Genomic DNA, 14,195 nt, shown 5'->3' with positions numbered 1-14,195 from the left:
AGATACAGTGGAGAGCGGGAAAAAGCTCCTAAAAATTATATCTAACAATTGTTAATTCATGGTATCCCACAAAGTGATTGCATCAACATTTTTCAATGGTTTTGAAAGTTTGATTTTTTTTGAAGTTTTTGGAAGCAGATCAAAAAAATTGTCGTCAAAATGCGTTTCGCCCATTAAGTAAACATCTTTCGCCATAACATCGGTAGAAATTTGGATTTCTGTTGGAGATATATTTTTGATTTTGATATTGGGTTTTGTGAGTTTTAAATCTTTTGGTTTTGCAAAGAAATGAGTGTTTTCAGCAATGATTTTTTTGTTTTTATCTTTTAAAACTAATTTTAAAAAGACTTCATTTTTGTTGGAATATTTAATTAAGTTTTTAATTTCTATATGATCAATCTTTGCAATTCCGTCCAATGTTTTCCCATTCTGAACAGTAGTTAAATCATTTAAAATTTTCCCGTTAAAATCAACAACCTGAATTTCTACTTTTATATCTTCAAACTTTTTTAATTCATCATTAACAGCATAAAAGTTCAAAAAACCGTTCATTTCTTCCGTTAAAATCACCTGCTGTTCAAAACTTCTTTTCACCTGATAATGCAGAGCTTTCCAGTTTCCCAGATAATCAATAGACGACCATGAAATGACCGGCCAGCAATCATTGAGTTGCCAATACAACGTTCCCATGTTGTAGGGTTTTGCACGGCGGTGAGCTTCAATCGCAATCTGCATTCCACGAGCTTGGAGCAGTTGTGAAACGTAATTGTACTTTATAAAATCATTTGGGACAAGATAATCTCGCTTCATATATTCGTTGATGATATGAAAACCTCGGGCATTTTTTTCGTGCGCTTTGATGGTTGAATTTTCTAAATTTAATTCAGGATTTGCTGAAAACATTGATTTAACTGCCTCTAAACTCGGCATTCCCTGGAAACCATATTCGGAAGCAAATCTTGGAACTTTTTCGTTATAAATTTCAAACGGAAATTCGCCCCACCAAACGCCCCAATAATGAGAATCGCCTTCGGATAAGCTTTCTTTATGCCCCCACCCAATTGACGGTGATGTTGGCCAATATATATTTTTTTCTGAAGTTAAATTTTCTTTCAAAGCATTTGGAATAGCTTCATGAAAAACCTTTTTGTAATCTTTCCAGACTTGCAAAGAATCTTCTTTTGAATATTTAAACTGCTTTTGATATCCCCAATTGATGATGGCTTCATCAATTTCATTATTTCCGCACCACAAAGCGATTGATGGATGATTTTGTAGTCTGTTTACCTCATCTTTGACTTCTTCTTTTACGTTATTTAAAAAATCCTCATCTGAAGGATAAAAACTTCCTGCAAACATAAAATCTTGCCATACGAGAATACCGTTTTCGTCGCAGGCTTTGTAAAATTCGTCATCTTCATAAATTCCGCCACCCCAAACGCGAATCATATTCATGTTGGCATCTTTGCAGTCTTTGATGAGTTTTTGATATTTTTCTTTGGTAATTCTAGGTGTAAAACTGTCGGAAGGAATCCAGTTGGCTCCTTTTGCATACATAGGGTGTCCATTAACTTTAAAATAGAAAGATTTTCCTTTTTCGTCTTTATTCTGAATTAACTCAATGGTTCTGAGACCTATTTTTAAGTTTTTAGTTTGAATATATTCTTGATTTTTCGCCAATCCAATTTCAAAATCATAGAGATTTGCATTTCCCCATCCATTGGGTTGCCAAAGTTTTGGATTTTCAATTTCATACGGAAACTCTATTTTGTTGTTCCCTTTTTTAAGAGAAACCATTGTACTCAGATTATTGATTTTCAAATAATATATTCCCGAAACCTGAGCATCAATTTCAATTTCGAAGTTTATTTTTGCTTTATTTTGAAAAATAGCCTGTGTGTTTTTAATATTTTTAATGATTGCAAAGTTCCAAAAATTCAATTTTACATCTTTACAGATTCCTGCGGTAACCAATCTTGGGCCCCAATCCCAACCGAACTGATATTGTGCTTTTCTTACAAAACTTCGTGGCGACTCTGGCATGGTAAACGGAACTTTTTTTGCTAATTCTTTTCCCTCATTGACCGAAGATTTGAATTTAATCTGCAGCGTATTATTTCCTTCTTTTAAATCATTTTTCACAGGAATTTCCCATGTTCTGAAAATGTTGTGTGTTTTCTTCAGCAGTTTTCCGTTTAGATAGATTTCAGAAAACGTATCCAATCCATGGAAAACCAAGTCGGCATTTTGATTTTGTAATTCTTTAGCTGAAACTTTAAAAACTGTTTGATAATCCCAATCTTCATTTTCTACCCACTGTACTTTTTTTTCGTTTTCATCTTTGTAAGGATTGGCAATAAGTTTATTATTCATCAAATCTAAATGAACCGTGCCTGGAACTGTGGCAATAAGCCAGGAATTTTCTTTTGAGTTTTTGAATTGCCATTTTTCTGAGGATAAGTTCCGCTCTGAAAATTGGGCGTTAATGAATATTTGAATGAAAAATAAAGCAAAAAATATGGTTTTGTTCATTTATAGTTTATTTACAATTCTGTGTATTCCGTCTTTTACTAAAGGTGTATTAAAATTAATCAATAGACCTAGTTTAATATTGGTTAATTTTAAATAGGTCAAAACTTGCGAATAAAAAATGGGATGAATTTCTAATACAGATTTAACTTCTATAATCACCATATCTTCTACAATCAAATCAACTCTGTAAGCATTGTCTATTACCTCACATTTATATTTTAGGGGAAGTACCACCTGACTTTTGACCTCAAAACCAAGTTCTCTTAACTCGTAAGCTAAAGCAACTTCATAAGCGCTTTCAAGCAAACCAACTCCCAAAGTTTTATGCACATCCAGTGCAGCACCAATAATTTTATAGGATAATTCGTTTTCTGTCATTTGTGTTTGTATTTGTTTAACTTTTATCTTGTACTTTATTAACGTAAAGATTATTTTTCTTTATGAAGATTTAAGAAGCAAAGAGTAGCAACCAAGTTGCTTAAGCTTGAAAATATATGTGCTCTATAAAACTTTCATAGATTAATTCTTTTCTTAAATTCAAAAATTATTTTAACCGTAAATTTATTCTCAAGCTTAGACGGCTTGTCCATCATTCTTTGATACTTAAATCAGGAGGATTAAAAAAATAAAACTTTGCGTTAAAAAATTTCATTTAATATCTCTCAATAAAATTTCACAAATTAACCTTCAACTTTTTAATCTCATCTGCGTTGGCAAAAGATTCGTAAGATAATACCGCTGAAGAATGAAAATATTTCCCATTCGTCACATTTTTCAAGTCTGAAATATTATTCGAACGAACGCCACCGCCAATTAATATTTTAATGTCTTCAGAATAATTTTCAATCATTTTTTTTAAATTTTCTTTTCCTTCCATTGCAGAATTTGCTCCGCCAGAAGTGAGGATTTCTTTGAAACCTAATTCAATCAGTTTTTCTGTAGATTCAAAAATATTTTTTGTTCGGTCTATCGCTCTGTGAAAAACGCATGGTTTGTCATTGGCTAAATCGACTAACAGCCTATTTTTCTCCATGTCAATTTCCTGATTTTCATCTAAAATTCCGAAAACAAAACCGTCTGCATTTGCCTTTGAAAATTCAACAATATCTTTCTGCATCTGCTTGAATTCTGAATCAGTGTAAAGAAAACCTCCACCGACAGGGCGAATCATGACATGAATGGGTTGGGAATATTTATCTTTTAAATATCTTAATTCTTCTAAATCGGGTGTAATTCCTCCCGTATTGATGTTTGCACAAAATTCAATTCTGTCTGCAACAGAATTCAAAGCTATTTCAGCGGATGTGATATCGAATGTGGCTATTTCTAAGAACATTTTTAAATTTGAGATTTGAGATTTGAGATTTTAATCAGTAACTTTTTACTTTAAACAAAATTACTTCAAAGCAAATTCTGGCTTTTCCAGACGGTTTCCTTTTTGGTCATAAACAGCAAAATTAAATCCGTCCTGAATACAATACGAACCATATTCCCCTTTTTTATTGATGGCAATAAAGCCAACCTGAATATCTTTTAGATTTTTATTTCTTCGCTCAGTAATTTTCACGATTCTTTCAACCGCTTCTTTACACGCCTGTTGAGGATTTCTTCCCTGTCTCATCAGTTCCACTACGAGATGAGTTCCTACTGTTCTTATCATTTCTTCACCATGTCCAGTTGCTGTTGCTGCACCTACCTCGTTATCAACAAATAAACCCGCACCAATAATTGGAGAATCACCTACTCTGCCGTGCATTTTAAAAGCCATTCCGCTCGTAGTACAAGCTCCGGAAAGATTTCCATGAGCATCCAAAGCAATCATTCCGATTGTGTCGTGATTTTCTATATTAACGATGGGCTTGTATTTGCTGTCTTTCAGCCATTCTTTCCACTCTTTTTCAGATTCTGCAGTGAGAATATTTTCTTTTTTAAAGCCTTGAGAAACGGCAAACTGAAAAGCTCCGTCACCCACCAACATCACGTGAGGTGTTTTTTCCATCACCATTCTTGCAACCGAGATTGGATTTTTAATATTTTCCAGACAGGCAACCGAACCAATATTGTAATTTTCATCCATGATGCAAGCATCCAATGTCACTCTTCCGTCTCTGTCTGGACGACCGCCATAGCCTACGCTTCTCTCGTTTGGGTCATTTTCTACTAAACGAACACCTTTTTCTACTGCATCCAACGCTCTTCCTCCTTTTCCTAAAATCGTCCACGCTTCCTTGTTGGCTTTTAAACCAAAATCCCAAGTAGAAAGAACGATGGGTTTATTCACGAACGTATTTTCACTTTCAGGAATTTTTTTTGCAATTAAATCTAATGGATTCAGCAATAATGCGGATGATAAAATTCCGGTGGTTTTTAAAAATTTTCTTCTTGAATTCATATTTTTAGTTGAGGCTAAGGTTAAGGTTGCTTCATTTAAAATTTTAGAAACTTTAAATCTTAAATTGTATGTAATTATTGTGCTCCGATTTCATCTACAAAAAGCCAAGCTTTTGAATCTGCACCAGGATTTCCTGCGGGAATAATTCCTGCGTTTTCTATTTTAATCTTGATAAATTTCGCATTTTGATTTCCTACTTTAAGATTGATTTTTCCTTTTACTGAAAGAATATCTTCTTTACCAATTTCTTTGATGGATTTAAAATTTTTGCCATCATCAGATACAAAAACTGTTGCTGATTTCGCCAAGTGAATCCAGCTTCCTTTGTTGTCTAAAGTATTGAAATACACTTCTGAGAATTTTGTTTTTTCGCCTAAATCAATCGTCGCCACAACATCTTTTCCCTGAAAACCCAACCATGTTTTGCCTAATTGCTTTACGTTACCGATAATTCCGTCAACCAGAGTAAAAACTCCGCCAAAGGAATAATTTTCGCTCGGCTGATGTTCTAAAGTGATTTTTTTTCCGGTTGTTTTTGAAGTGGTAAAGTTTTGAGAAGAAACCGCAGATTTCAATTCTTCATTTTCAAAATAAGCAGATTTTATAGTCATCACCTTTGAAACCGGAATCGGATTTTGATAGGTGGTAGAATTTACTTTTGGCTCGCTTCCGTCAATGGTATATTTAATTCCGTTTGGATTTTGCGAAGTTGAAAGCTCGTAAGAAACAGTATTATTACTAGAAATTACCTTTCCCGAAATATTGTAGATACTTTTCGCATAATTGATTTTCATTTTATCTAAAATTTTAAAATGCTCCACCACTCTGTTTTCAAATTCTTTGTAATTATCTGGTTTTGAAGTTCCCCATCCCAGTTCTGAAAGGGCAAATAACCTTGGGAAAATCATGTACTGAACCTGTTTAAAATCCAGAATATATTCCGTCCATAAATTTGCCTGAACTCCTAAAATATATTTGGATTGCTCAGCATTCAACTCAGCAGGAATCGGATTGTAAGAATAAACTTTATCCAAAGGCGTAAAACCACCAAAAGCATTCGGTTCGGTCTGCGGATCTCCCTGATAATGATCAAAATAACAATACGATCCCGGTGTCATCACGGCAAAATGATTGGCTTTTGCAGCTTCAATTCCACCCTTAATGCCCGTCCAGCTCATCACTGCGGCATTGGGAGCTAGCCCACCTTCCAAAATCTCGTCCCAACCGATAATTTTTCTTCCTTTTGAGTTGACGTATTTTTCAATTCTTTGGATGAAATAACTTTGTAAACCGTGCTCGTCTTTAAGATTGTGCATTTTAATCAATTCCTGACAATGGGCACATTCTTTCCATCTTGTTTTTGGGCATTCGTCACCTCCGATGTGAATGTATTGTGAAGGAAAAAGTGCAATAACTTCATCCAAAACATTTTCTAAAAAGGTAAACGTTTCGTCTTTCGGGCAGAAAACATCATCAAAAACGCCCCATTTTGTTGCCGATTCGAATGGCCCTTTTGTACAAGCTAATTCAGGATAAGCAGAAAGTGCGGCCAAAGCGTGACCCGGCATTTCAATCTCCGGAACAACGGTAATATGTCTGTCTTGAGCGTATTTTACGACATCTTTTATTTGCTCTTGTGTATAGAAATACGGTCCGTAAGGTCTTCTATCAAATGTATCATCTACGTAAGCACCGATCATGGATTCTTTACGTTTTGAACCAATTTGTGTGAGTTTCGGATATTTTTTTATCTCGATTCTCCATCCCTGATCGTCGGTTAAATGCCAGTGAAAAGTATTGAGTTTGTACATTGCCAGATAATCGATGTATTGTTTTACTTCTTCGACAGTGAAGAAATGACGGCAAACATCAAGATGCATTCCTCGCCATGCGAATTTGGGTTGGTCTTCAATTGTCATTGCGGGAATTTTCCCCGAATCTTTATATTGCTCAAACAATTGGATTAAAGTTTGAAGTGCTAAAAAATATCCTTTGTCTGAGGATGATTGAATGGTTATTCCTTCCGAAGAAACAGTTAAATTATAATTTTCAGATTTTCGTGAATTTTCTAAATCATTTGGAGGATAAGCTAAATACCTTAAATCAGATAATTCTTCTTTAGCTGGAAAAGTAAACTTCAAATTAGTTATACGCTTTTTAAAATAATCAGTCTCTTTACCAGGAAGAGTTCCCTCTAATTTAAAAATTTCAGGAATAATAAATTCTCCCTTTTGAAAATCAAGTTTTTGCGGATAAGGAATTAAATTCAGTTTTGCTTGAGAGAAAAAACAAGTTGAAATGAGTAAGAAAAAGACCGAAAAAATACGCAGCATCTTGTAGAGTTTAGATTTTAGCGAATATAATTCTTTTCTGAAAAATTCTATCTATCATTTAACTATTTAAGCTTTAAAACATCTAATTTTGCATAAAATAAAAGATGAAAAAAACAATTTTCTTAGCCGCTGGATTATTATTCTCGGTTTCTACTCACGCACAGATTTTAGATGTTATAAAATCTACCGTTAAAAATCAAACCGGTGTTGATTTGAGCAATCCTAAAACCACTACAACATCACCTACAACAACTCAGCAAACTCCAAAGAAAAATACATCTTCAGTTAATTTAGGAAGTCTTACTTCAACCCAAATTTCATCCGGTTTAAAAGAAGCTTTAAATTTGGGAGTAACGGAAGGCGTAAAGAAACTAGCTGCTCCTGATGGATTCTTGAAAAATGAAGCTGTAAAAATTTTAATGCCCGAAAAATTAAGAGTGATTGATACCCAACTTCGTGCATTCGGATTGGGAAGTTTAGCTGATCAAGGTGTGAAATTACTCAACAGAGCTGCTGAAGATGCAGTTACCGAATCTGCACCGATTTTCACGAAAGCCATCACTTCAATGACGATTACCGATGCCAAAAATATTTTGCTGGGAGGTGATAACTCGGCTACAAATTATTTACAAAGCAAAACACAATCTCAATTGTTCACCGCATTTCAACCGAAAGTAAAGGCTTCATTAGGAAAAGTGGGTGCTGATAAAGTCTGGAATAATTTGATTTCTAAATACAATACATTGACCGGAAATGCTGTTTCTACCGACTTAAACGAATACGTTACCAACGAAACCATCAATGGTGTTTTTAAAATGGTTGCTGAAAAAGAAAGCGGCATCAGAAATAATTCTGTGATGAGAACAACGAGTATTTTGCAGAAGGTTTTTGGGGCGCAAGATAGAAAATAACTCTTTTGTTTTGCAGTGGAAGATTCGATGTGCATAAACACTGTAGCAGAAGGTATGTAAGTTAAAAAGTGAGGGCTTGGATTTTATAATCTAAGCCTTTTTTCAAAAATATGAATCAATTGGCTGAGAAAAATACCGCAGTTTTGGATGGCGTTTACCCTTTTTGTAGCTTCTTTTAAAGCGAGGTACAAAGATTTCAAAACCTCATCATCAATAGGAAATTTCAAACTTATTTTTATTGAAAATTATAATGAATATGATTCAATATAATTTTGGTTTACTCTATCTTTATTCAGACACTTCCCCTGCTCCTTTGCAACGGCCACAGACATCATAGAATGCTCTTCCCGTTGATGTTGTGGTTGTGGGATTGGTTAAATTAATTCTCCCCTGCCCAAACTCGCTCATCGTATAAGTACCTGCCGTAGTGTAAGAATAACTGGTTTTACTGGTGGTTATTCCTTTGCCATTACAAACGGGGCATTTTACGTGTTTTGCGTTGGCTGAATTTCGCTGTGCTTCTACTATGGGATTATGAACTTCTGTGATTGTATTATCCTGCATTTTGACGGTCGCTCCTGTATCGTGATGGGTGTACAAACCGGTTTTCGGGGTTCCGTCCTCGTTGAATGTACCCACGAAATCCACTTCTTCAGGATGATAGGAAAATTTGCCTTTAAAGATGACATTCGCCTTCATCTCGCCTTCAAAAATATTACCTCCGGCAAAATAAAATATTCCGTTACCGTGAATCATTCCGTCTAGGAAATTGCCTACATAACGGTTACCACTTGGGAAATGCATTTCTCCAGTTCCTTTTTTGCAGTCTCCTTTTTTGCAACCTTCTACCGGAATACCACCAACGTAATTGGGAATGCTTTTTCTTATCAGATTTCCAAAGCTGTATTCTACATTTTCTGTTTTACCATTTTTATGGGTAAGAATGCCCTTTCCGTGTTCTGAGCCATCTGCGAATTCTCCACTGTATTTATCTCCACCGTAATCTATTACGCCAGTTCCGTGAGGTTTTCCGTTTTTAAAACTACCTTCATAAACGGCATATCCCAAGTCAGATTTCCCTGTTCCTTCTTTGCAATTGCCCGATAAACATTGTGCAGAAACAAGATTAACTGAAATACCTATTAATAAAAGAAAAAATGTAAAATTTTTCATCATCATTCGAAATTAATAACACTGTCTGAACAAGTTCCCAATCTAAGATCTTGAGCACTCGCGAGGCTAATTTTCATTTTTCTCGCAATATCACTGTATAAATCACTACATTTTGATCCTGCATTAAAAGAATATCCTACATAGCCACTGTCTGAAATATATTTTGACTTTAAATTTTGAACAACAGCTTCTTCTGAAATAGTATTTCCAAATTTTACTGAATAGGCTTTGTAAGAAGTTACCGATCCTGATGTTCCAAACCAGAAAATCACCATCCCTACTGTATTATTCCACCGGCTGAGATTAGCATATGAATAAGTAACATTTCCGTTTTGAGCTTTTGCCAAAGTTTCTGGCGACGGAGGTTTTGTACCCGCGAGTTTGATACCTGAAAACTTAGGAACACCAACGTATACACTGATAAAAGTTCCCTCGTCAGTCTCAGGAATATAATCTACAGGCATGTGTGAATTCTCTTTTTTGGGAATGTATATCACACAATATAAATTTCCGTCGATATCCAGGTTTCCAACCCAGTAGCTTTTATAATGAGGCATCAATAATCTGTTACCCTCCTTGCTGCCATTTTTAAGACCTGCAGGAACTACATCGTTTTTCAACAAGTAAGCAATTCTATCTAATTGGGAGGGAGTGTATTTTACTTTTTTAAACTCCGCATCACTGAATTTTTTATCCTGAGGTTTGAGGCGCGTTTTGTATCCGTCATTTATTTCCCATAAAGCGGCACGCAATTCTGTGGGATGATCTCTCCTGTTATCCAAATCAGGAATAGTGATTGTTTTTTGCCCAAAAATAATGAGCGAGATAAACAAAAACGAGATTAGTAAATATTTTTTCATCATTTGTATTTTAAAATTTCATTTTAAAGTTGGAAAAAAGGCAGACGCTTATTTCTTTTTTGCTATCTCAAAGTATATTGTATTGGTGTTCAGGTTACTGATGAGCATCATTGCATCTTCACCGTCTTTAGTGAATTTTGTAACATCGTTTCCTACTCTATTTTTGTATTCAGAAGGAGTGTATCCTTTGGCAGGAAGTTCTTGTAAAACAGGGATAAGATTATTTAGAAACGTCATTGTTTCAGGATTTGTCATGTCCATTTCCAAAACATATTCGTAAGCTTCGGCAGTTTCGTTGATTTTATTTTTAAAATACCCTAATCCTATTGTACCATTGTACGTAGTAAAACCAGCATCATTTTTTCCATTTACTGTTCCACGAAAGTTTTTAAATCCTATGGATCTTGCATCTAGCAGCCGATAAAAATCTCTTTTAAAGTCTATTGTTTTCTCGAAAATAACCAAACCGGCGTCTGCTAAAACACCTTCATTCAAACCAACACCCACATTTGCTTTCGTCACTCCCGGTGATGGCTGAAAATCATCAGTTTCCAATATGGCGTAGTTATCAGACACTTTTCCCTGAGTTCCTGCATAGGTATTGTTGCCATCTTTGATGATAAGCATCGCATTCTGCCCTTGGTTTTCTTTAGCTTTTAACGCGCCCAACGCTGTGTACGCAAATCCTTGTTTGAAATTAACTTCAACAGCAACCGATTCTGTTTTGTAATTTTCATACACTTTTGTCCAGCCGTCTGCCAATAGAGATTTTTCTCTTTCAGAAATGGCTTTTTTTACATCTAAGAATGCCGTAGTTTTCGATTGGCTTTCTGTTGCTGTTTTGGTTTTTTGAGCTTGTGCCACTGTAAAAGAGCATGCTGTTACTGCTATTGTAAAGAGTTTTTTGATCATGGTAGTTTAATGTAAATAAATTAAGATATTTTCTAATTTTATTTCTTTTTAAAAATATAGAAATATGCAGTGTTTTTGGCAGGATAACTTGCGAGCATAATGACCTCTTCACCATTTTTTTTGAATTCTGTCACATCACCGCCAGCCTCGTTTTTATAGTTTTCACTGGTAAAACCTAGCGCCGGAAGTTCTTTCATTACAACATCAAGATTGTCTAAAAAAAGCAGTGTTTTAGGATTGTCGAAATCTAAAACAATGATGTATTCATAATCATCATTTGATTCTAGAATTTTGGCTTCCTTGTATCCCAATGCATCGTTACTGTAATAAATCTGTTGGTTGTTTTCTGTAATATTGCCCTTCATTCCCTTATAATTTTTGAATCCGTTTTGTCTTGCTTCAAGAAGGTTGTAAAAACTTCTTTTAAAATCAAAAGGTTTTTCAAAAATAAGGAGACAAGCACCGGAGACAGGCTCACCGGAAGCATCTATGAGATAAGTTCCTTTTATTACAGAAATATCTTCTTTTAGGTCATATACTCCTAGCGAGACAAAATTATTTTCAATATTTTTTTTGATACCTCCCAATAAATGATTCCCATTATAAGCAGCGATCATAGGAAAAACACCTCCTTTATTTGAAGTGACTGCTCCAATTGCAGTGTAAGAATGTCCGGGCAAAAATCTTATTTCAGCAGCACAGGCGGCGCTTTGATAGTCTTCATAAACTTTCTTCCAACCTTGCGCAATGAGGAGTTTCTCTTCTTGTTCCACATAGGGAGACATTTTAGATTTATTTTCTGGAGTAAAAACAGGAATTTCTTGTGCACTTTTCACAAAACTGTAATTCACGTCTGCACAATTTCCGTTTCGCAAATCTTTCACATCACGCAAACTCATATTGAGAGATCTCGCCAGGTGAGCGTAGGTTTGGTTGCAGTCGTAATTTTCTAAAAATTCGTATGTACTATATTTTGAAGATTTGTAGGCTTTCTTTTTTAATTCCTCAACTACCTGATTTTCCTCGTACGAATCATCAAATTTCACAGTAAAAGCCGCATATTCTCGAGCTTTACCACCTTCCCCATACCAGAGAACAAATGTGCCTTTCTTGTTTTTCCAACGCTCGAGTGATGCGCTACTCTGTATCTGTGCACACAAAATATTGCTGATAATAACGAGCAGAAAAAAGATAATATTTTTTTTCATGATTTCTACTTTTTAGAAGTTTCATTTAATGATTTTGCTTTGTTTTCATACCATTCTGCTTTTGCAATATCATTGCGTCCCCACTTGTATCCTATTGCCATATACATGTGGGCAAGGGCATTATTTTCGTCAGCTGAAATTGCTTTTGAGGCAGAAGCAATAACAGTTTCATAATCTTTTAAATTCATGGCGATATCTGCTTTATTGGTGAAATATTCTGGTTTCGAAGGGTCTTTTTCGCATGCAATATTTATGAATGAAAGGGCTTTATTTAAATTACCTATTTTCATAAATGAGATGGCAGCATTGTTGTAATCTTCAGCATACATGTGCGGTTCTGGAACGTCATAAGCTAGTTGATACAGCTCTGAAGCCTCTTTATACAGTTGTATTCTCATGTAGAAATTCCCTAGATAACATCGTAAAAAACCAGTATCCATATTTTTTACTAGTATACCTTTATTGAAAAGTTCTTTAGCTCCATACGCATTATTTAGCTTTGCGTATGCCGAAAAAGCTTCACCATATATTTCTGCTTGCGAAGGATGTTTCTCTACCCCTTTCAGAAAAACGGATAATGCAGAATCATAATCTCCTAAAGCATAATGGTAACCACCAAGTTTTATATAATATTGAATAGGATCAGGATTGATAAGCAAAGCAGCTTTTTGATCTTCCACAGCTTTTTCCACCAAACCTTTTCTGTAAAATGCAATTCCGCGAAGGGTAAGAATGTTATCGTCTTTTGGCAATAACTTTATCGCTTTTGAAAGTGTGACCAGTGCTGTATTAACGTCGTTATCTCCGTACAATTGCCATCCTCCTCGTTCTGCTAAAATGTAGCCATTTTCAGGATATTTTTTTTCAAGAATAGCCAGCAAACGGTACGCTTCACTAATCTCGCCATTTGTATAACTGATTTTTGTAAGTTTAATGTAATCAGGATCTTTTTGTTGAGACAGTAAAGTGCTAATTCCTGTAAATGTAAATGCAACAATCAAAAAACACTTTAAAACTGATAATTGTTTAGGCAAATAAATTTCAGGAAACAGTATTTGTGATGATTTCATGAGTGCTAGTTTTAAAAGATGAAAAAAATGGTTTCTATTGGGAAAGTCTGAAAAATGGACCACCCGCTTTTTCATATTCTTCATACTCAGAATGAGCTTTATCAAAATCTAATTTGGCTACATCTTTTAGTGGAGAATCTGCAGGCGCATTATTGATAATGAATAGAAAATCGTTCATGGCATCAACAAATTTTATTTTTCTTGTATGCATTCTTCCGCGGTACAAATACGCCTCTAAATCTTTGGGGTTTTGGGAAATTACCTTATCAAGATCAGGAATGGCGAGATCAGGAGCATTCATTTTTGCATGTAGTTTTCCTCTAAATTGTAAAGCTTGATAAAAATCTGGTTTTATTTTCAGTACAGAATCAAGGTATTGCAAAGCCTGGATATTTTTTTCCTGAGAAATCAAAGATGTGGCTGCTAAGAAAATAGCATCCGTGTTTTGTGGGTTTAGTTTAAGTGCTTTTTCGGCATCTATTAATGCTTCATTAAATTTTTTGAATCTAAGCAGAACGTTGGCGCGCTGGGTAAGAGCAGCTTCGTTTTGGGGATTTTTTTCGACGGCTTTATTGAGCTCCTGCAAAGCCGGCTGATAATTATTTTCTCTGGCTGCTGCAATCGCCTCCTGAGAAAGTATTTGCTGACCAGATAAGCTGATGCTGTATAAAAAAAATCCTAAAAAAAGTAATCTAAGCTTTGCTTCCATAATATCTTATTTTTAGGTTTAAGATGAGAAAACTGATCAAAACAAATCTAGTTTTCCGGTCTGTTATCAACCTATAACAAAGGTATTCGGGAAAT

General features: G+C 35.0%; 13 protein-coding genes. 1 reads left to right on the top strand and 12 read right to left on the bottom strand.

Annotated features, from left to right (window positions below; genetic code table 11):
- Nucleotides 1–51: 51 nt before the first annotated feature.
- From BW939_RS13350 to BW939_RS13330, 5 genes are all read right to left on the bottom strand, one after another.
- Entirely contained in the window at nt 52–2,532 is a 2,481-nt protein-coding gene (locus tag BW939_RS13350) for a beta-mannosidase (RefSeq protein ID WP_076452514.1), read from the bottom strand.
- A complete protein-coding gene (locus tag BW939_RS13345) occupies nt 2,533–2,910 on the bottom strand; it encodes a GxxExxY protein (protein WP_076452513.1) in 378 nt (125 codons plus the stop codon). It lies immediately after the preceding gene.
- A 295-nt stretch (nt 2,911–3,205) separates the two neighbouring features.
- Nucleotides 3,206–3,868: a copper homeostasis protein CutC gene (locus BW939_RS13340; protein ID WP_076452512.1), complete on the bottom strand. Its 663-nt coding sequence runs from the start codon at nt 3,866–3,868 to the stop codon at nt 3,206–3,208.
- Nucleotides 3,869–3,928: 60 nt separating this feature from the next.
- The gene (locus BW939_RS13335; RefSeq protein WP_076452511.1) at nt 3,929–4,924 is read right to left on the bottom strand and encodes an isoaspartyl peptidase/L-asparaginase family protein; all 996 of its coding nucleotides are present in this window, start codon (nt 4,922–4,924) and stop codon (nt 3,929–3,931) included.
- A gap of 74 nt (nt 4,925–4,998) precedes the next feature.
- The gene (locus BW939_RS13330; RefSeq protein WP_076452510.1) at nt 4,999–7,257 is read right to left on the bottom strand and encodes a glycoside hydrolase family 20 protein; all 2,259 of its coding nucleotides are present in this window, start codon (nt 7,255–7,257) and stop codon (nt 4,999–5,001) included.
- 104 nt (nt 7,258–7,361) lie between these two features.
- Here BW939_RS13330 and BW939_RS13325 point away from each other — a divergent pair, with 104 nt between their 5' ends.
- Nucleotides 7,362–8,168: a DUF4197 domain-containing protein gene (locus tag BW939_RS13325; RefSeq protein ID WP_084566663.1), complete on the top strand. Its 807-nt coding sequence runs from the start codon at nt 7,362–7,364 to the stop codon at nt 8,166–8,168.
- A gap of 83 nt (nt 8,169–8,251) precedes the next feature.
- Here the strand turns inward: BW939_RS13325 and BW939_RS15880 are convergent, their stop codons facing one another.
- The 7 genes from BW939_RS15880 to BW939_RS13295 all read right to left on the bottom strand — a co-directional run bounded on the left by BW939_RS15880 (nt 8,252) and on the right by BW939_RS13295 (nt 14,100).
- Nucleotides 8,252–8,395, bottom strand: coding sequence for a hypothetical protein (locus tag BW939_RS15880; RefSeq protein ID WP_159439277.1), 144 nt, complete (start codon nt 8,393–8,395; stop codon nt 8,252–8,254).
- 61 nt (nt 8,396–8,456) lie between these two features.
- Nucleotides 8,457–9,341, bottom strand: coding sequence for an MORN repeat-containing protein (locus BW939_RS13320; RefSeq protein WP_159439276.1), 885 nt, complete (start codon nt 9,339–9,341; stop codon nt 8,457–8,459).
- A 2-nt stretch (nt 9,342–9,343) separates the two neighbouring features.
- Nucleotides 9,344–10,201, bottom strand: a complete 858-nt coding sequence (locus tag BW939_RS13315; RefSeq protein ID WP_076452508.1) for a hypothetical protein — start codon at nt 10,199–10,201, stop codon at nt 9,344–9,346.
- Nucleotides 10,202–10,249: 48 nt separating this feature from the next.
- Nucleotides 10,250–11,113 (bottom strand): hypothetical protein, encoded by an 864-nt coding sequence (locus tag BW939_RS13310; protein WP_076452507.1) that lies wholly within the window; start codon nt 11,111–11,113, stop codon nt 10,250–10,252.
- A 38-nt stretch (nt 11,114–11,151) separates the two neighbouring features.
- Nucleotides 11,152–12,321, bottom strand: coding sequence for a hypothetical protein (locus BW939_RS13305; protein WP_076452506.1), 1,170 nt, complete (start codon nt 12,319–12,321; stop codon nt 11,152–11,154).
- A gap of 5 nt (nt 12,322–12,326) precedes the next feature.
- A complete protein-coding gene (locus BW939_RS13300) occupies nt 12,327–13,391 on the bottom strand; it encodes a tetratricopeptide repeat protein (RefSeq protein WP_076452505.1) in 1,065 nt (354 codons plus the stop codon).
- 34 nt (nt 13,392–13,425) lie between these two features.
- Nucleotides 13,426–14,100, bottom strand: coding sequence for a tetratricopeptide repeat protein (locus BW939_RS13295; protein ID WP_076452504.1), 675 nt, complete (start codon nt 14,098–14,100; stop codon nt 13,426–13,428).
- Between the last annotated feature and the right edge of the window lie 95 nt (nt 14,101–14,195).

This window comes from Chryseobacterium piscicola (assembly GCF_900156685.1).
In the GTDB taxonomy this organism is placed as follows: domain Bacteria; phylum Bacteroidota; class Bacteroidia; order Flavobacteriales; family Weeksellaceae; genus Chryseobacterium; species Chryseobacterium piscicola.
The sequence above is the reverse complement of the archived record's forward strand: the minus strand, read 5'-3'. Positions and strand labels throughout refer to the sequence as shown.